The sequence below is a fragment of the Staphylococcus sp. GDY8P94P genome, assembly GCF_017892255.1.
Taxonomy (GTDB): Bacteria; Bacillota; Bacilli; order Staphylococcales; family Staphylococcaceae; genus Staphylococcus; species Staphylococcus cohnii.
In genome coordinates this window covers 167,259-186,311 of sequence record NZ_JAESKU010000007.1, presented here as the reverse complement: position 1 = coordinate 186,311, position 19,053 = coordinate 167,259, and the positions used below count along the sequence as shown (strand labels likewise).

At 32.3% G+C, this 19,053-nt stretch carries 18 protein-coding genes; 17 read left to right on the top strand and 1 reads right to left on the bottom strand.

Annotated features, from left to right (window positions below):
- The first annotated feature begins 138 nt into the window (after positions 1 to 138).
- From gmk to KA926_RS04195, 15 genes are all read left to right on the top strand, one after another.
- The gene (gmk, locus tag KA926_RS04265) at positions 139 to 762 is read left to right on the top strand and encodes a guanylate kinase (protein WP_019467771.1); all 624 of its coding nucleotides are present in this window, start codon (positions 139 to 141) and stop codon (positions 760 to 762) included.
- A complete protein-coding gene (gene rpoZ / locus KA926_RS04260; protein WP_192946754.1) occupies positions 762 to 962 on the top strand; it encodes a DNA-directed RNA polymerase subunit omega in 201 nt (66 codons plus the stop codon). The genes gmk and rpoZ overlap by 1 nt, the downstream gene beginning before the upstream one ends.
- Before the next feature lie 369 nt (positions 963 to 1,331).
- Complete coding sequence (coaBC, locus tag KA926_RS04255; protein ID WP_192946753.1) at positions 1,332 to 2,534, top strand: bifunctional phosphopantothenoylcysteine decarboxylase/phosphopantothenate--cysteine ligase CoaBC; 1,203 nt, start codon at positions 1,332 to 1,334, stop codon at positions 2,532 to 2,534.
- A 1-nt stretch (position 2,535) separates the two neighbouring features.
- A complete protein-coding gene (gene priA, locus KA926_RS04250) occupies positions 2,536 to 4,944 on the top strand; it encodes a primosomal protein N' (RefSeq protein WP_192946752.1) in 2,409 nt (802 codons plus the stop codon).
- A gap of 451 nt (positions 4,945 to 5,395) precedes the next feature.
- Complete coding sequence (locus KA926_RS04245; protein ID WP_107384640.1) at positions 5,396 to 5,842, top strand: GNAT family N-acetyltransferase; 447 nt, start codon at positions 5,396 to 5,398, stop codon at positions 5,840 to 5,842.
- 362 nt (positions 5,843 to 6,204) lie between these two features.
- Entirely contained in the window at positions 6,205 to 6,894 is a 690-nt protein-coding gene (locus KA926_RS04240; RefSeq protein WP_192946751.1) for a GNAT family N-acetyltransferase, read from the top strand.
- A gap of 203 nt (positions 6,895 to 7,097) precedes the next feature.
- A complete protein-coding gene (locus tag KA926_RS04235; RefSeq protein ID WP_107384638.1) occupies positions 7,098 to 7,586 on the top strand; it encodes a peptide deformylase in 489 nt (162 codons plus the stop codon).
- Positions 7,579 to 8,511 (top strand): methionyl-tRNA formyltransferase, encoded by a 933-nt coding sequence (gene fmt / locus KA926_RS04230; protein WP_192946750.1) that lies wholly within the window; start codon positions 7,579 to 7,581, stop codon positions 8,509 to 8,511. Before KA926_RS04235 ends, fmt begins: the two co-directional genes overlap by 8 nt.
- A 2-nt stretch (positions 8,512 to 8,513) precedes the next feature.
- Positions 8,514 to 9,821 carry a 16S rRNA (cytosine(967)-C(5))-methyltransferase RsmB gene (gene rsmB / locus KA926_RS04225; RefSeq protein ID WP_233422660.1) on the top strand — a complete coding sequence of 436 codons (1,308 nt, stop codon included), beginning with the start codon at positions 8,514 to 8,516 and terminating at the stop codon, positions 9,819 to 9,821.
- Positions 9,822 to 9,824: 3 nt separating this feature from the next.
- Positions 9,825 to 10,919, top strand: a complete 1,095-nt coding sequence (gene rlmN, locus KA926_RS04220; RefSeq protein WP_019467762.1) for a dual-specificity RNA methyltransferase RlmN — start codon at positions 9,825 to 9,827, stop codon at positions 10,917 to 10,919.
- A 4-nt stretch (positions 10,920 to 10,923) separates the two neighbouring features.
- On the top strand, positions 10,924 to 11,667 hold the full coding sequence (locus tag KA926_RS04215; RefSeq protein WP_192946749.1) for a Stp1/IreP family PP2C-type Ser/Thr phosphatase: 744 nt from the start codon (positions 10,924 to 10,926) through the stop codon (positions 11,665 to 11,667).
- On the top strand, positions 11,664 to 13,709 hold the full coding sequence (gene pknB / locus KA926_RS04210) for a Stk1 family PASTA domain-containing Ser/Thr kinase (protein WP_210143644.1): 2,046 nt from the start codon (positions 11,664 to 11,666) through the stop codon (positions 13,707 to 13,709). The genes KA926_RS04215 and pknB overlap by 4 nt, the downstream gene beginning before the upstream one ends.
- A 290-nt stretch (positions 13,710 to 13,999) precedes the next feature.
- Entirely contained in the window at positions 14,000 to 14,875 is an 876-nt protein-coding gene (gene rsgA / locus KA926_RS04205; protein ID WP_107505142.1) for a ribosome small subunit-dependent GTPase A, read from the top strand.
- Positions 14,876 to 15,520, top strand: coding sequence for a ribulose-phosphate 3-epimerase (gene rpe, locus KA926_RS04200; RefSeq protein ID WP_192946748.1), 645 nt, complete (start codon positions 14,876 to 14,878; stop codon positions 15,518 to 15,520). It abuts the gene before it with no gap.
- Between the two features lie 5 nt (positions 15,521 to 15,525).
- Positions 15,526 to 16,161: a thiamine diphosphokinase gene (locus tag KA926_RS04195; RefSeq protein ID WP_192946747.1), complete on the top strand. Its 636-nt coding sequence runs from the start codon at positions 15,526 to 15,528 to the stop codon at positions 16,159 to 16,161.
- Positions 16,162 to 16,242: 81 nt separating this feature from the next.
- Here the strand turns inward: KA926_RS04195 and rpmB are convergent, their stop codons facing one another.
- The gene (rpmB, locus tag KA926_RS04190; RefSeq protein ID WP_002483503.1) at positions 16,243 to 16,431 is read right to left on the bottom strand and encodes a 50S ribosomal protein L28; all 189 of its coding nucleotides are present in this window, start codon (positions 16,429 to 16,431) and stop codon (positions 16,243 to 16,245) included.
- 241 nt (positions 16,432 to 16,672) lie between these two features.
- Between rpmB and KA926_RS04185 the strand changes: the two genes are divergently transcribed.
- Together KA926_RS04185 and fakA are read left to right on the top strand one after the other, a co-directional pair.
- Entirely contained in the window at positions 16,673 to 17,044 is a 372-nt protein-coding gene (locus tag KA926_RS04185; RefSeq protein WP_019467949.1) for an Asp23/Gls24 family envelope stress response protein, read from the top strand.
- 14 nt (positions 17,045 to 17,058) lie between these two features.
- Positions 17,059 to 18,720, top strand: coding sequence for a fatty acid kinase catalytic subunit FakA (gene fakA, locus KA926_RS04180; RefSeq protein ID WP_192946746.1), 1,662 nt, complete (start codon positions 17,059 to 17,061; stop codon positions 18,718 to 18,720).
- Positions 18,721 to 19,053: the final 333 nt, after the last annotated feature.

The window sequence follows — 19,053 nt, the reverse complement described above, 5'->3', positions numbered from 1 at the left end:
TAGTCATTCATCATATTGTAACATGATGAAAAGATTTGGTCATGAGCAAAGATTGTTTGAACGTATGCTATACAACCAAACGCTCATTATGGTATCATAGTTTAATAATAGAAGAATAGCTTAGAGAGGTAGTAAGGCATGGATAATGAGAAAGGTTTGTTAATTGTACTTTCTGGACCTTCTGGTGTAGGAAAAGGTACAGTTAGAAAAAAAATATTTGATGACCCAACCACATCTTATAAATATTCTATCTCGATGACGACACGTAATATGCGTGAAGGTGAAGTCGATGGTGTAGATTATTTCTTCAAAACAAAATCAGAGTTTGAAGCATTAATTAAACAAGATCAATTTATAGAATATGCAGAGTATGTGGGTAATTATTATGGTACACCGGTGCAATACGTAAAAGATACTATGGACCAAGGACATGACGTATTTTTAGAAATTGAAGTAGAAGGTGCCAAACAAGTTCGTAAAAAGTTCCCTGATGCATTATTTATTTTTCTAGCACCACCAAGTTTAGATCATTTACGTGAACGCTTAGTAGGACGTGGTACTGAGTCTGATGAAAAAATTCAAAGTAGAGTACTCGAAGCTCGTAAAGAAGTTGAAATGATGAATTTATATGATTATGTTGTGGTTAATGATGAAGTTGAATTAGCTAAGCAACGTATTCAATCTATTGTTGAAGCTGAGCATTTGAAAAGGGAAAGAATTGAAGCAAAATATAGAAAAATGATATTGGAGGCAAAAAAATAATGTTATATCCACCATTAAATGATTTAACATCAAAAATCACATCAAAGTATTTAATCGCTACGACTGCTGCTAAACGTGCACGTGAGTTGGACGAGCATCCAAATAGTACGCTATTAAGCAAATATAACTCTGAAAAATCAGTGGGAAAAGCATTGGAAGAAATTGCTGGTGGCGAAGTTTATCCTGAAACTACTAAATAACACTTTCTAAGCGAATGTTGAATAATATAATTTTATAATTTTGAAAAGTACACCGGGTTAATAATGTGCACTTCAAAAGTCGGATGCATGCGATGACTTTGAGGTTTCATAGCCAAGGTGTGCTTTTTTAATTTGGACATTGATTTGTGTATAATAAGCAGTAACCATATTTATACTTAAAGCAATATAGCTAAAATATTAAAAGTTAATTTCACTAATGAAAATGAAAACATGCTATGTAATCCTATACATTAACCTAATGCAGAATAAAAACATTTGTCCATTTTTGGTTATATTGAAGATTAAATATATAAACTACTATGTTAAACCATTAATAGAAAGATATAAATTATTTGGAGGAGAACTACGATGAAAAATATATTACTTGCTGTATCTGGTGGTATCGCTGCGTATAAAGCAATAGATTTAACGAGTAAACTCACACAGGCTGATTATAATGTCAGAGTGATGTTAACAGACCATGCACAAGAGTTTGTAACTCCTTTAGCTTTTCAAGCCATCGGTAGAAATCCTGTTTATACGAGCACTTTTAAAGAACACAATCCAGAAGAAATTCAACATGTAGCTTTAGGAGATTGGGCAGATGCAATTGTAGTTGCACCGGCAACTGCAAATATAATCGCTAAACTAGCAAACGGTATTGCTGATGACATGGTCACATCAACACTATTAGCTACAGAAACACCTAAATTTATCGCTCCAGCAATGAATGTACATATGTATGAGAATAAAAGAACGCAACATAATTTAGCAACGTTAAGTTCAGATGGGTATTATTTCTTAGAACCTGGTGAAGGTTTCTTAGCATGTGGCTACGTTGCAAAAGGTAGAATGGAAGAGCCTCTGCAAATCGTAGAAAGGTTAAATCAATATTTTCAACACGACATATCAACACCAAAAAATAGTAAATTTAACGGTATGAAAGCTTTGGTGACTGCTGGACCAACCATAGAAGAACTAGATCCAGTTCGTTATTTATCCAATCGCTCATCAGGCAAAATGGGATATGCGCTAGCAGAATCTTTAGCTCAAAGAGGGGCGACCGTGACACTTATATCTGGTCCAACCAAACTAACACCACCGAAAAATGTGGAAGTCATACAAGTAGAAAGTGCACAGCAGATGTTTGAAGCGGTTAAAACACGATTCGAGAACATGGATATTGTCTTTAAATCTGCAGCAGTATCAGATTATGCTCCAACAGAATTGTTAGAGCATAAACTAAAAAAACAACAAGGTGATTTGACGGTTACTTTTAAACGCACACCCGATATTTTAAAATATTTGGGAGAACATAAAGGTAATCAATTTTTAGTTGGTTTTGCAGCAGAAACACAAAACATTGAAACATATGCTCAAAAAAAATTAAAAAGTAAAAACGCAGATGTCATCATAGCGAATAATGTTGGCGATCGCACAATTGGATTTAGCTCTGATGATAATGCATATACAATGTACTATAAAAACGGTGAAACTATAGCGTTAGGAAAACACAAAAAAGTCATATTAGCGGAGTATATACTAGATAGTTTAGAAACAAGGTGGCAATAAAATGATAGCAAAAGTAATCGTAGATATCCCATCTAAAAGTGTTGACTTTACATTTGATTATTTAATTCCACAAAAATTTCAAGCGATGATTGAAGTTGGTATGCGTGTAATTGTACCTTTTGGACCGAGAACGATACAAGGTTATGTCATGGACATCACTAAGCAACCTGACACTGATATGGACATATCAAAATTAAAAGAAATAAAAGAGATACAAGATATTAAACCTGAATTAACGAAAGAATTAATACAACTTACAGACTGGTATCATACTTATTTTGTTACAAAGCGAATTTCTATGTTAGAGGTTATGCTTCCAAGTGCAATCAAAGCTAAATATACCAAAGTTTTTGCAGTTGAAAATGCTGAAGCTATACCAGAAAAATTGTTGAAACGATTTGATTCAGAAGGGCATTATGCATATAAAGAAGCACAAAAAAATGAAGACTTAACGCTCATTGCACCATTTTTAAAGCAAGGAGCAATTCTTGAAGATACCATTTTATCTCAAAGTTTAAAGAAAAAGAAACAACGTGCAGTGCGCATCGTCGAAGGTTTTGATTATGATATGGTATTAGGTTCTTTAGAAAAATCAAAAAAACAATATGAATTATATGCTTATTTAATTGATGAAAGCCATCACGTTGTTTTTTTAAAGCAATTAGAAGAAATGGGCTTTTCAAAATCTAGCATTGAGACATTAGCTCGTAAAGGTTTTATTGAGAAATATGATACAACTGTAGAGCGCGATCCTTTTGCGACACGAGTATTTGAACAAGATCAAAAGCAACAACTTACACACGAACAACAAGAAGCATATAATGCCATACTTGAGACAATTAATAAAAGTGAGCAACGGACATTTTTATTACACGGCGTAACGGGTTCTGGGAAGACGGAAGTTTACTTACAAACTATAGAAAAAGTACTCAATCAGGGCAAACAAGCGATGATGTTAGTACCGGAAATTGCACTCACACCTCAAATGGTATTAAGATTTAAGCGAAGATTTGGGGATGAAGTTGCAGTTTTACATTCAGGATTATCTAAAGGTGAACGTTATGATGAATGGCAAAAAATTAGAGATGGTAAAGCGAGTGTGAGCGTTGGTGCTCGTTCCAGTGTGTTTGCCCCTTTTAAAGATTTAGGTATGATTATTATTGATGAAGAGCACGAGTCTTCGTATAAACAAGAGGACTATCCAAGATACCATGCCAGAGATATCGCACAATGGCGCAGTCAATATCATCAATGTCCTTTAGTATTAGGCAGTGCCACGCCAAGTTTGGAAACATATGCACGTGCAACTAAAGATGTTTATGAACTTTTATCATTACCTCATAGAGTGAATCAACAAGCATTGCCAGAAGTGAACATCGTAGATATGCGCGCTGAACTTGCATCTGGAAATCGTTCTATGTTTTCAGAAGATTTGCGTCAGGCGATTCAAGAGCGATTAGATAAAAAAGAACAAGTTGTTTTATTTTTAAATAGACGTGGCTATGCGTCATTTATGTTGTGTCGTGATTGTGGTCATGTACCTCAATGTCCTAATTGCGATATTTCATTAACATATCATAAATCAACGGATCAATTGAAATGCCATTATTGTGGCCATCAAGAAATCCCACCCAATAAGTGTCCTAACTGTGAAAGTGAACATATTAGACAGGTTGGAACGGGTACGCAAAGAGTTGAAGAATTATTACAAGAAAATTTTCAGGAAGCAAAGATTATTCGTATGGATGTTGATACTACTTCTCGAAAAGGTGCACATGAACAATTATTAGATGACTTTGGTTCAGGTAAAGGGGATATTTTACTGGGGACACAAATGATAGCGAAAGGTTTAGACTTTCCAAATATTACGTTAGTTGGCGTATTAAATGCTGATACGATGTTGAATTTGCCTGACTTTAGAGCTAGTGAGCGTACATATCAATTGTTGACACAGGTTTCAGGTCGTGCGGGCCGCCATGAAAAAGAGGGGCAAGTGATTATTCAAACGTATAATCCTGATCATTATGCAATTAAAGATGTTCAAGAAAATGACTATCATTCCTTTTTTGAAAAAGAAATGAATTATAGAAAGTTAGGTAAATACCCGCCATACTTCTTTTTAATTAATTTTACGATTGCACACAAAGATATGAAAAAAGTAATGGAAGCTTCTAAACACATACACAAAATATTGTTACAACATTTATCAGATAAGGCATTAGTGTTAGGTCCTTCTCCAGCAGCTTTATCACGAATTAATAATGAATACCGCTTTCAAATATTAATTAAATATAAAAGCGAACCTTCATTACACGAAGCGCTAAAATATTTAGATGATTTTTATCATGATCAATATTTAAAAGACAAATTATCACTGAAGATTGACATTAATCCTCAAATGATGATGTAGAACACTATTAAATGTGGTTTAACCGTAGTGTTTAAAAACTTTTTTAGGTTGCCAAAAATAAAATAGGGGCAGAAAAAGGGCAGTAATTTAACATGGTATATTATTAAATTACTGAATACGCGTTAGTCTTATTTTAGCAAAGCAACTTTTGCTTTTGTTAGATTTGTGATATCGAATCGTAAGTTTTAACATTAGAATACTAAATTTTTAATATGCTTGTTTACAAATAAATTTCGACCGTAGGATAGCAAGTAATAAAAACCTGTTGTTTAGCGATTAAGTTACAGGTTAGATAGTTAATATTTTTCTTTTTTAAAAGTGGGGTCTGTAAATCGGTTTTTGCTGATTTGATAGCCCTATTTTTTATTAAATTATAAATATTATTGGTTGAATATGATTGATAGATATAGTAAATTTATTTGCTCATATTTCTTTAAAAGGAGTACTAGATATGGAGATGAGAATTGCAAATAAAAATGATATTGAAACAATTATAAAATTAAGAAAAGAACAATTACTTGATCAAGGTATGCTTGCTACGGAAGATATTGATGATAATATGAGAGAATATTTTGAAGATGTTTTTGACAAAGAAAACATCTACCAAGTATTTATGATAGATAATCAACAAGTTGTATCTACAGGAGCAGTTATTTTTCAACAAATACCACCCGCATATGATAATTATTCTGGTGTTGAAGGCTATATTACCAATGTTTATACAACTAAATTGTACAGAGGGTTAGGTTTAAGTAAACAAATTTTAGATGAGCTTTTATTAAAGTGTAAAACAGAACAAGTCAATATAGTTAATTTAAAAGCTTCTACTAATGCAGAACCATTATATTCTAAAATTGGTTTCATAAAAAATGCATCATCCATGACTATTGAGTTATAAAATAATGAAGTGAACAGTATTAGATATAAATTTTTTTGAAATAATAATTAAAGTTAAACCTTTCAATATATAATAAATCTAAATATAAAATTAAGAAGTAGAAGTAGAAGTAAGAGAATTCAATTAAACTATTATTGATTTCTTTTTACTTCTACTTTTTTATTAATTCATATCATAAATTATGTAAACCTATTAATAAAAATGCTTTCGTAATATAAATAATAGTGATAGCATATTATTAATTTATAAGAATTGTTATAAATATATTATATGCAATTGCTAAACATTACAATGCTTAATCGTTAATGGAAATATTATATGATAATGGTTTATACTTATTGATTTTAAAAGGGAGGAAATAAATGGAATATAATCAGTTTAAACAACCTATTGGTAAGTCATTAATCAATTTCACTCAACCCAAAGCACCAACCGTTGATGTGATAGAAGGGAAGTACTGTAGGTTAGAAAAATTAGCTACGCAACATATTAACCCTTTATTTAATCATTTCAAGGAACAAGAAGATGCACCTAATTGGACTTATTTACCGGATGAGCAGCCTAAAAGTTATGAGGATTTTGCAGCATATATAAATAATAAAAGACAAACAAAAGATCCATACTTTTTTGCTATAATTGATCAATTCGATAATGATGCGGTAGGCATTTTATCATTATTGAGAATAAATGAACAAAATGCAACGATTGAAGTTGGGCATATTCATTATGCTAATAAAATGAAACAAACTCGTATAGCTACAGAGACACACTACTTATTAGCGAAATATATTTTTGACACGTTGGGTTATAGAAGGTATGAATGGAAGTGTGATGCATTCAACGAACCATCTATAAAAGCGGCAAAACGACTTGGGTTCAAATATGAAGGTTTATTTAAACATCATACTATTTATAAACAACGAAGTAGAGATACATACTGGCTTGCTATGTTAGCAGATGAGTGGTCACTTTATAAAAGTAAGTTTGAAAATTGGTTGGACGAAAACAATTTTGATGAATTTGGTAATCAAATCAATAAGTTATCGTTATGATTTTACAAAAGTTAACTGTAGCATAAAGATATATTACACCGTAAGCTTGTATGTGAGAGCTTGCGGTTATATTTTGTGATGAAGCAAAAGCGTAAAAAGGACAATATGTATTGTTTCAACGCTTGCATTTCATCAAAGCTTGGTGCAAATTTAACTAAAATAAGTTATAATGATGTGATGAATTTTTATGAGGAGTAATTTGTATGACAATAAAGCAACTTGTTGCAGCAGAAAATCCAATTTTACATAAAAACGTTCCTGATGTAACGCGATTTGATGAAAACTTAGCTCAATTATTGCTCGATTTAGAAGACACTATGTATGAAGTTGAAGCTTCTGCCATATGTGCGCCACAAATTGGCATCTTACAAAAAGTAGCTATTATCGATATGGAAATAGATGGATTGTTACAACTTATCAATCCAAAAATTATTCGAGAATCAGACCAAAAAGTAACTGACTTAGAAGGATCTATTTCATTACCTGACATTTATGGTGAAGTTGAAAGAAGTAAAATGATTGTTGTTAAAAGTAATGATAAAAATGGAAACGAAGTAGAGATGACAGCATATGATGATATTGCACGTATGATATTACATATGATTGATCATTTTGAAGGGAAGTTTTTTACAGAACGTGCGGATAAAATTTTGACTGAAGCAGAAGTGGAGGCGTATTTTGAAAATGAGTAGAATTATTTTTATGGGAACACCTGATTTTTCGACAAAAGTGTTAGAAATGTTAATTGCAGAACATAATGTCATAGCAGTAGTTACACAACCTGATCGACCAGTTGGCAGAAAACGAAAATTAACACCACCACCAGTGAAACAAGTTGCGATAGAACATGCAATTCCTGTATATCAACCGGAAAAACTGTCACAATCTGAAGAATTACAGATGTTGATTGATTTGAACGCGGATTTAATTGTTACTGCAGCATTTGGCCAATTATTACCACAAACTTTATTGGATTCACCAAAGTTAGGTGCTATCAATGTGCATGCATCATTATTGCCTAAATATAGAGGTGGTGCTCCCATACATCAAGCGATTATTGATGGAGAAAAACAAACTGGTATTTCTATCATGTATATGGCTAAGAAATTGGATGCTGGCAATATTATATCTCAAAAAGCAATCGATATTGAACCACAAGATGATGTTGGTGTGATGCATGATAAATTAAGCTTTTTAGGTGCTGAATTATTAAAAGAAACACTTCCTTCTATTATTAATGGTACGAATGAAAGTATTGTTCAAAATGAAGACGAAGCAACATTTGCATCTAACATTCGTCGTGAAGATGAAAAAATTGATTGGTCAGAACCTGCTGAAGTAATTTATAACCACATTAGAGGCTTGTCTCCATGGCCAGTTGCTTACACAATAATGGATGAAGAAAATTTAAAGGTCTATGCTTCTCGCATTGAAAATGATAAAGATGGTGAACCGGGTACAATATTAGAGACAACTAAGAAAGCAATTATTGTGGCTACAGGTTCTAACGATGCGATTGCTTTAACAGAGATTCAAGTTGCAGGTAAAAAAAGAATGCCTACAGCTAATTACTTAAGTGGTGTGCAATCAACACTCGTTGGGAAGGTATTAAAATGACAATTGAAACTAATGTAAGATTATTAGCTTTTGAAACATTACAAGATATTATTAATGATAAGGCATATAGTAATATTATTATTAACGAGGTATTAACCAATAATGATTTAAGCCGGGCAGATAAGAATTTATTAACCGAATTGGTATATGGTACATTAAAAAGAAAATATACACTTGATTATTATTTGAAACCTTTCGTACAAACAAAACTTAAAGGTTGGGTCAGACAATTACTGTGGATGAGTATCTATCAATATATATACTTGGATAAAGTTCCTGAACATGCAATTATTAATGAAGCTGTTAATATAGCAAAATATAAAGGTGGCCCACATAACGGTAATGTGGTTAATGGGATTTTGAGAAACCTTATGCGCAGTGAATTACCAAATTTTAATGAAATTACGGACGATAAGAAGCGTATTGCTATTCAATATAGTTTGCCCAAATGGCTTGTTGATCACTGGGTTACACACTTTGGAATAGAAGAAACTGAAGCAATTGCACAATCATTTTTAACAAAAGTGACAACAACTGTAAGGGTCAATTTGACAAGAATTTCAGTTGAAAATGTGATGCAACGTTTAGAAGACGAAGGTTATACCGTAACGCAAGATAGTGACATTACAATTTGTTTACATATTAGTGGTAAACCAATTATAGAGTCACGTGTATTTAAAGATGGTCTAGTGTCTATCCAAGATAAAAGCTCTATGTTTGTAGCTGATGTAATGAATCTCCAAGATGGCGACCTTGTATTAGATGCTTGTAGTGCACCTGGCGGAAAGGCATGCCATATAGCAGAAAGGCTTCACGGTACTGGACATGTAGATGCGACAGATATCCATGAACATAAAATCGACTTGATTGATTTTAATATTCGAAAATTACGATTATCTAACATTTCTGCTTTTAGTCACGATGCGACGGAAAATTATGATAAAGTGTATGATAAGATTTTGGTAGATGCACCTTGTAGTGGCTTGGGTGTGCTTAGACATAAGCCAGAAATCAAATATGAACAAAGTCAACAAAGCATTCAATCTTTAGTGAATATTCAACTAGAAATTTTAAATAACGTGAAAAATCATTTACGACCTGGCGGCACATTAGTTTATTCAACTTGTACGATAGAACAGTTAGAAAATGAAAATGTTATATATACATTTTTAAAAGAAAATAAAGATTTTGAATTTGATTTATTTGAACATCCAATCAGTGGAGAAAAAGTAAAAACGTTACAGGTGCTACCACAGCAATTTAATTCTGATGGCTTTTTCATTACTAGGATAAAAAGAAAGGAACAATAAATAATGATAACTGCAGAGAAGAAGAAAAAAAATAAATTTCTTCCCAATTTCGAAAAGCAATCTATTTACTCTTTGAGATATGATGAAATGGAAAATTGGTTAAAAGAAAATGGACAACAAAAATTCAGAGCGAAACAAATCTTTGAATGGTTATATGAAAAACGAGTAGATAGCATTGATGAAATGACAAATTTGTCTAAAGAGCTAAGAGCACTTTTGAAAGACCATTTTGCAATGACAGTGATGACTACAGTAGTTAAACAAGAAAGTAGAGACGGAACGATTAAGTTTTTATTTGAATTACAAGATGGTTACACGATTGAAACAGTATTAATGAGACATGAATATGGGAACTCCGTATGTGTTACTACTCAAGTGGGTTGCCGTATAGGTTGTACATTCTGTGCATCCACATTAGGTGGCCTAAAGCGTAATTTAGAAGCGGGAGAAATTGTATCTCAGGTACTCACTGTCCAAAAAGCATTAGATGAAACCGATGAACGTGTATCACAAATTGTAATCATGGGAATTGGTGAGCCATTTGAAAACTATGATGAAATGATGGACTTTTTAAAGATTGTTAACCATGATAATGGTTTAAATATAGGTGCGCGTCATATTACTGTTTCTACTTCTGGTATTATACCTAGAATTTATGATTTTGCTGACGAAGATATTCAAATAAATTTTGCAGTAAGCTTACATGGTGCTAATGACGAAATTCGTTCTCGTTTAATGCCTATTAATCGAGCGTATAATGTTGAAAAATTAATGGAAGCCATTAAATATTATCAAGAAACAACAAATAGACGTATTACATTTGAATATGGACTGTTTGGAGGAGTCAACGACCAAGTTGAACATGCAAGAGAATTAGCACATTTAATCCAAAAATTAAACTGTCATGTGAATTTAATACCTGTAAATCATGTACCAGAAAGAAATTACGTTAAGACACCTAAAGAGGATATTTTTAAATTTGAAAAAGAATTAAAGAGACTAGGTATTAATGCAACAATAAGAAGAGAACAAGGTGCTGATATCGATGCAGCATGTGGTCAATTAAGAGCTAAGGAACGAAAAGTAGAAACGAGGTAATAGTATGCTAAAAGCACAATTTTTTACTGACACAGGTCAATATCGTGATAAGAACGAAGATGCAGGTGGTGTGTTCTTTAATCAAACAGAACAACAATTACTTGTACTCTGTGATGGTATGGGTGGACATTTAGCAGGAGAAGTAGCAAGTCAATATGTGACAGATGAGTTGCAACGTCGTTTTGAAGAAGAAAATTTAATTGAACCTAACCAAGCTGAAGATTGGCTGAGAACCACACTAAAAGCGATTAACCGTGAATTATATCAACTCTCAGTTGACAATGCAGACTATCATGGTATGGGAACAACTTGTGTTTGTGCACTTGTATTTGATGATTATGTCGTTGTCGCAAATATTGGTGATTCAAGGGGATATTTGATTAATAGTAGAGAAATTGAACAAATTACAAATGATCATTCCTTCGTTAATCACTTAGTAATGATTGGGCAAATTAGTGTCGAAGAAGCATTTAATCATCCCCAAAAGAATATCATTACAAAAGTCATGGGTACGGATAAAGTAGTAACACCAGATATTTTTGTAAAAAGAACCAATTTTTATGATTTTCTATTATTAAATTCGGATGGATTAACAGATTTTGCAAGAAATCATATGATTCAAGAAGAATTAATGCAAGAAAATGATCTAGAAACACATGGTCGGAATCTTATTGAATTAGCATTATCACAAGAAACAAATGATAATGTGAGCATTGTTTTAGCAGAAATTGAAGGAGATAAGGTATGATTGGAAAATTAATAAGCGAACGTTATAAAGTGATAAAAAAGCTTGGCGGCGGTGGCATGAGCACGGTTTATTTGGCTGATGACACTATTTTGAATCGCAATGTAGCAATCAAAGCTATTAGGATACCTTCTGGTGAAAAAGAAGAAACAATAAAGCGTTTTGAGCGTGAAGTTCACAACTTAACACAACTTTCACATAAACATATCGTTAATGTTTTTGATGTTACTGAAAATGATGAAAATTTCTTTTTAGTGATGGAATACATAGAAGGTCCCACTTTATCAGAATATATTCAACAACATCGACCTTTAGACATCAAAACTGTAATTAAATTTACTGAACAAATTATTGAAGGAATAAAGCATGCACATGATACAAAAATTGTTCATCGTGATGTAAAGCCTCAAAATATTTTGGTGAATCATGATCAAACATTAAAAATATTAGATTTTGGTATTGCTAAAGCATTAAGTGAAACAACGATGACTCAAACAAATCATGTTTTAGGTACAGTTCAATACCTTTCTCCTGAACAAGCTCGCGGTGATGCAACAGATAACGGTACGGATATATATTCTATTGGTGTTGTGCTTTATGAAATGTTAGTAGGGCAACCTCCATTTTCAGGTGAAACAGCAGTAAGCATTGCTATAAAGCATATTCAAGATCCGATGCCTAATGTTTCTAATAAACGTTCTGAAGTACCACAATCACTGAGCAATGTCGTGCTAAAAGCTACTGAAAAAGATAAGAATGATCGTTATCAAACAGTTCAAGAAATGCAAGATGACTTGTCTACTGTGCTGTCAAAAGAGCGAGAGAATGAATCACCATATCATTCTGTTGATGCTGACACTAAAACGGTTCCCATTGATAAAAATGAAATAGCTAATCAGACACGTGCTGAAGATAAATCAAAAAGCATGAATCAAACCATGCAAATTCCAATTGTTAATCAACAATATTTTCAATCAAATGAGGAACAATTATATGCGATGCCTCCGAAAAAAAGATCGAAAAAGAAAAAGTTTTTCTATGGTTTAATCATCGTACTACTTTTATTTGGCCTCTTTGGTTTCATGGCTATGGGAATGTTTGGTAATAAATATTTAGAAACACCTAATTTAATAGGTAAAACTGAAAAAGAAGCAGAAGGTATTTTAAAAGATAACAAACTAGAATTAGGCAAAACTACAAGAGCTTACAGTGATAAGTATCCGGAGAATAAAATTATTAAAACAACACCAGGAAAAGGTGAGCGTTTAGAACAGCAAAGTAAAGTAGACATTGTATTATCAAAAGGTCCTAAAACTGCAGAAATGCCAAATTTATATGGCTTACCAAAATCAGAAGCGTTAAATAAATTAAAAAAACTAGGCATTGATGATGCTAAAGTTGACCAATCTTATACAAAACAAAATGTTGCTAAAGGTTTAATTGAAGCACAAAGTATTTCACCAGGAGACAGAGTGAAAATCAATGATAGTGATATTAAATTGACTGAATCGTTAGGTGTTAAACAAGTTTATGTGGATGATTATGAGAAAAAATCGTTTAAGACTGCTAAATCCGAGCTGGAATCTAAAGGGTTTAAAGTAGCTACTGTAGAAAAGCGCTCTGATAAAACAGTTAAAAAGGATAATGTCATTAGTCAATCACCTAAAGGCGAAGAAGTAGATGAAGGTTCAACTATAGAATTTGTGGTATCCACAGGTGAACCGAAATCATCAGAGAAAAAAGATGATAAAGAATCTGATAATCAAAAAGATAAGCCATCTAAAGAAGATGAAAAATCACAAACTAAAACATATACAGAAACCTATCAAGTTCCGTATACGGGTGATGATGATGAAAGTCAAGAAGTGAAGGTATATGTGAGAGATAAAGATGACAAAGGATCGTCAGCTGCACAAAGCTTTAAAATTAAAGATGACAAGACTGTAACCATTCCGATGACTATTGAAAAAGGAGAGACGGCTGGTTATACCATTCGAGTTGATGGTAAGGTTGTAGCTGATAAAGATATACCTTACGATTTTTAGCGCAACTTAACGAATGTAACAAAGTGAAGAGAGTTTAGTTGCGCTTATGCAGAAGCCAAAGGCTTCAGCGAACCGAAAGGCGAATGAAACAAAGTGAAGAGAGTTTAGTTGCGCTTATGCACAGCGTACTGCTTTTAAAAAAAGTTTATAACAGAGTATTATTTCTACGGTTGCTCGTAGTTATAATGCTCTGTTATTTATTTTTAACTGAAATAGTCTCAAATCATATTTAAATTAAAAAGCCTTTGCTATAATATAGTATGTAAAGCTTTAAAAAGAGAGGTGCCTAAGTGAAAACAGGACGCATCATAAAATCATTAAGTGGTGTATATCGTGTAGATGTAAATGGAGAAATGTATGACACAAAACCACGAGGATTATTTAGAAAAAATAAATTTTCGCCTATAGTTGGTGATGTTGTAGATTTTGAAGTTGAAAATATTACAGAGGGTTATATTCACCATGTTCATGAACGAAAAAATGAATTAAAAAGACCACCAGTTAGCAATGTTGATCATCTTGTATTAGTGATGAGTGCAGTAGAGCCTGAATTTTCAACTCAGTTATTGGATAGATTTTTAGTAATCGCACATTCTTATCATATGAGACCTCGCATATTAGTAACAAAACGGGATATTACTTCACCTAACATGCAAAATACAATATTGCAGACACTAAAAGTTTATGAAAAGATGGGATATAATACACAATTTATAAGTGTTGAAGACCATATCGGTGAGGTTTTCACACAATGGGGTGAAGGACTAGTAGTATTAAGCGGTCAGTCAGGTGTAGGGAAATCTACGTTATTAAATAAATATTTTCCTGAATTGGATATTGAAACGCAACATATATCTAAAGCCTTAAATAGAGGAAGACATACTACAAGACATGTAGAGTTATTTGAACGAGAAAATGGCTTTATAGCTGATACGCCTGGATTTAGCGCACTAGATTTTAATCATATTCAAAAAGATGAAGTGAAACATTATTTCATGGAAATCAATGAATACGGCGAACAATGTAAATTTAGAGACTGCAACCATATAAATGAACCCAAATGTAACGTTAAAAATGAAATAGAAAAAGGAAATATAGCTCATTTTAGATATGAACATTATTTACAATTATTTAAAGAAATTGCAAACAGAAAGGAAAGATATTAAGTGGCAAAATTATATCCATCATTATTATCAGCTGATTTTTTACAATTACAAAAGGAATTAAAGGCTTTGGAAGATGCAGGTGTTGATGGTGTGCACTTTGATGTGATGGACGGTCAATTTGTTCCAAACATTTCAATTGGATTACCTATATTAGAAGCAGTTAGGAAGGGTACTGATTTACCAATAGATGTACATTTAATGATAGAAGAACCTGAAAAATATGTAGAGCTTTTTGCAACGCAAGGAGCAGATATGATTTCAGTACATGTAGAAGCAACGCCACATATTCACAGAGTGATACAACAAATTAAAAAGACAAATGTAAAAGCTGGTGTAGTCATTAACCCAGGTACATCGGTTGATGCGATTATTCCAGTGTTGAAAATGGTGGATTATGTACTTGTCATGACAGTCAATCCTGGATTTGGTGGTCAAACTTTCATTCAAGAAAGTATTGATAAACTAGATCAACTTGACAAGATGAAGAAAGAATTAAATTTATCATTTGAAATCGAAGTTGATGGTGGTATTAACGACGAAACAGTTGCAACTGTAATCGAACACGGTGCTACTATGTTAGTAGCTGGTTCATATTTCTTTAAACAAAAGGATTATAAACAAGTGACGCAAACATTGAAAGGTTGAAGTCAATGAAAGTCAATTTATTATGCGGTGCAAGAAATTTACCAGAAAACATTTTACAAAATAAAACAAATGAGGCATGGATAGGGATTGATCGAGGTGCATTAATCTTGATTGAATCAGGGATTATGCCACAATTTGCAGTCGGTGATTTTGATTCAATAACTAAAGAAGAAAAGGATTATTTGACTGAAAAATTAGCAATTAATCCATATAATTCCGAAAAAGATGACACTGATTTAGCATTAGGTATCGAACAAGCGATAAGTTCGGGTTATAGTGAAATATGTGTTTATGGTGCAACAGGAGGGCGTTTAGACCACTTTATGGGTGCTTTGCAAATATTAGAAAAGCCAGAATATACAAAAAAACAAATTAATATTAAAATCATTGATCAACAAAATGAAATTTCATATCTATCTGCTAAAGACTATAATATCGATAGAGATTTAAATTACCCATATATATCATTTATTCCTATTGCATATCCCTCAGTTATTTCATTAATCAATTTTAAATATGAATTGAAACAAGCATCTTTACAGCTAGGTTCTACATTGACAATATCTAATGAATTAATAAAACCACAGGGCATTGTTTCTATTCATTCAGGTAGCGTGTTAATGATTAAAAGTAAAGATTGATACATCGTAGTAAATTTAATTTCAAACAAAAAAAGACCAATCCTCCACATAAGGATTGGTCTTTTTCGTGCATTATATTTATTAAACTCTAGTTACTTTACCAGATTTTAAAGCACGTGCAGAAACCCAAACTTTTTTAGGTTTTCCGTCTACAAGAATTCTAACTTTTTGAAGGTTAGCATTCCATCTTCTTTTAGAAGAATTTAAAGCGTGTGAACGATTGTTTCCAGTTGAAGCTTTGCGACCTGTTACGAAACATTGTTTGCCCATGAAAGTACCTCCTTTAATAAATATAAATACACATATCTACTACATACTTGAATAATGTACCACATAAAAAAAATAATGGCAATAAAATGAAAAAAAATTTCTTTACATAGCTTCTACTTTTGTTACACTCATTTTATGATATAATTGTAAACTATGGATAATATTGTATTTTTTAATCTTAATAAAAAGTTTTAAAGTATCAAAAATAAAGTAAGAACCATAAACTAGGAGGCCCAATAAAATGACATTAGAAATTACAAATGATTATGGTAGCATAGACATTTCAAACGAAGTAATAGCTTCAGTTGTGGGTAGTAAAGCAGTAGAATGTTATGGCATTGTAGGAATGGCTTCTAGACAACAAGTAAGAGATGGAATTGCTGAAATATTAGGCTATGAAAATTATGCAAAAGGCATTGTTGTGAGAGAAGAAAATAGTGTGTTGGATGTTGATATGTACATTATTGTAAGTTATGGTACGAAGATATCAGAAGTTGCAAGCAATGTTCAATCAACTGTCAAATATACATTAGAACAAACATTAAAAGTTAAAGTAAATTCAATTAATATATTTGTACAAGGCGTACGAGTGGATAATGGCAAGAAAAACTAGGAGGACATAACGAGATGGTTAGTAAAATAAATGGTAAATTATTTGCCGAAATGATAATTCAAGGGGCACAAAATTTATCTAATCATTCAGATTTAGTAGATTCATTAAATGTATACCCGGTTCCAGATGGTGATACAGGGACAAATATGAACTTAACTATGACATCAGGTAGAGAAGCCGTAGAAGAGAATTTATCTCAGCATATAGGTGAGTTAGGTAAAACCTTTTCAAAAGGTTTATTAATGGGTGCACGAGGTAATTCTGGTGTTATTTTATCACAACTTTTTAGAGGCTTTAGTAAAAATTTAGAAGATTTTAGTGAAATTAATGCACAACAATTAGCAGACAGTTTTAAAGCTGGTGTTGACACTGCATATAAAGCAATTATGAAACCAGTAGAAGGTACAATTTTAACTGTTGCTAGAGATGCTGCGGATGCAGGTATACAAAAGGCACAGGAAACAGAAGATTGCATTGAACTTGTGACATACATTATAGAACAAGCTCATATTTCTTTAGAAAATACGCCTAATTTATTACCTGTATTAAAAGAAGTTGGTGTAGTTGACAGTGGCGGTAAAGGATTAGTCATCGTTTATGAAGGTTTTCTAAAAGCGTTAAAGGGTGAAACTGTAACTGCAGAAACTCCAAAATTAGATACAGAAACTTTAGTAAATGAAGAACATGACTTCCACGGTGTGATTAATACTGAAGATATTGTTTATGGGTACTGTACCGAAATGATGGTTCGTTTTGGAGTTAATAAAAAAGTATTCGATGAAAATACTTTTAGAGAAGAGATGAGCCAATTTGGTGATTCATTATTAGTTATTAATGATGATGAAATTGTAAAAGTTCATGTACATACTGAAAAACCCGGCGATGTTTTTAATTACGGTCAGCAATATGGTGAATTAATTAAACTAAAAGTTGAGAATATGCGTGAACAACATCGTGAAGTTGTAAAAAAAGAACAAAAAGGTACAAATGCACAGCAATCTAATCAAGAAACTTCAACAGTAGACACTGCAGTCATCGCTATTTCTATGGGAGAAGGCATATCTGAATTGTTTAAATCCATGGGTGCGACACATTTAATAAGTGGTGGCCAGACAATGAATCCGTCTACAGAAGATATTGTAAAAGTGATTGAACAATCACAATGTAAACGTGCAATCATCTTGCCAAATAATAAAAATATTATGATGGCGAGTGAACAGGCTGCAACAATTGTAGATGCTGAAGCTGTTGTCATTCCTACGAAATCTATACCACAGGGAATAGCTGCATTATTTAACTTTGATGAATCCGACGAGCTAACTGACAATAAAGCACGTATGGTTGAATCATTAGAAGTGGTAGCATCTGGTTCTGTTACTTACGCGGTGAGAGATACTAAAGTTGATGGTGTGGAAATTAAAAAAGATGCATTTATGGGGTTAATCGAAGATAAAATTATCACAAGTAATGAAGACGAATTTGAGACAGTGAAACAACTGTTGTCTCAAATGATTACTGACGAAAGTGAAATCATCACTATGATTATCGGTGAAGATGCCAATAGTGATATAACATCTAATGTTGAATCTTGGATTGAAGCAACATATCCAGATATTGAACTAGATCAACATCAAGGTGATCAGCCAGTATATCAATATCTGTTCTCCGTTGAATAATTTTAGTTTGTTGATAACGACAAAAAAGTTCTATCAATATACGTAATTAGGTATGTTTCATATCTAGTTACGTATATTTATTTTGAAGTAAAATAAAACATTTGGTAGATTTAAAATTTTTGAAAAGTATTTATAAAATTGTTGTCTTTAATTTATTAACATTTAATGTGAAAAATTAATTATTTACACCAATTTTATATGTATACTCAATTCACAATAGTGTGCAATTTGTAACAATTTTAAATTAAAAGCAGTACAACCAAAATTAGTTTATAATGTTAACTTAAATTGTTATAATGATAAAGGTGCAAATGAAATGTAAGCGCAACACTT

Coding starts and splice junctions, on each gene's coding strand:
- priA (WP_192946752.1), top strand. CDS start 2,536: ATGATAGCAAAAGTAATCGTAGATATCCCATCTAAAAGTGTTGACTTT.
- fakA (WP_192946746.1), top strand. CDS start 17,059: ATGGTTAGTAAAATAAATGGTAAATTATTTGCCGAAATGATAATTCAA.
- KA926_RS04240 (WP_192946751.1), top strand. CDS start 6,205: ATGGAATATAATCAGTTTAAACAACCTATTGGTAAGTCATTAATCAAT.
- fmt (WP_192946750.1), top strand. CDS start 7,579: ATGAGTAGAATTATTTTTATGGGAACACCTGATTTTTCGACAAAAGTG.
- gmk (WP_019467771.1), top strand. CDS start 139: ATGGATAATGAGAAAGGTTTGTTAATTGTACTTTCTGGACCTTCTGGT.
- rpmB (WP_002483503.1), bottom strand. CDS start 16,431: ATGGGCAAACAATGTTTCGTAACAGGTCGCAAAGCTTCAACTGGAAAC.
- KA926_RS04185 (WP_019467949.1), top strand. CDS start 16,673: ATGACATTAGAAATTACAAATGATTATGGTAGCATAGACATTTCAAAC.
- KA926_RS04245 (WP_107384640.1), top strand. CDS start 5,396: ATGGAGATGAGAATTGCAAATAAAAATGATATTGAAACAATTATAAAA.
- rlmN (WP_019467762.1), top strand. CDS start 9,825: ATGATAACTGCAGAGAAGAAGAAAAAAAATAAATTTCTTCCCAATTTC.
- rpoZ (WP_192946754.1), top strand. CDS start 762: ATGTTATATCCACCATTAAATGATTTAACATCAAAAATCACATCAAAG.
- KA926_RS04235 (WP_107384638.1), top strand. CDS start 7,098: ATGACAATAAAGCAACTTGTTGCAGCAGAAAATCCAATTTTACATAAA.
- KA926_RS04195 (WP_192946747.1), top strand. CDS start 15,526: ATGAAAGTCAATTTATTATGCGGTGCAAGAAATTTACCAGAAAACATT.
- coaBC (WP_192946753.1), top strand. CDS start 1,332: ATGAAAAATATATTACTTGCTGTATCTGGTGGTATCGCTGCGTATAAA.
- pknB (WP_210143644.1), top strand. CDS start 11,664: ATGATTGGAAAATTAATAAGCGAACGTTATAAAGTGATAAAAAAGCTT.
- KA926_RS04215 (WP_192946749.1), top strand. CDS start 10,924: ATGCTAAAAGCACAATTTTTTACTGACACAGGTCAATATCGTGATAAG.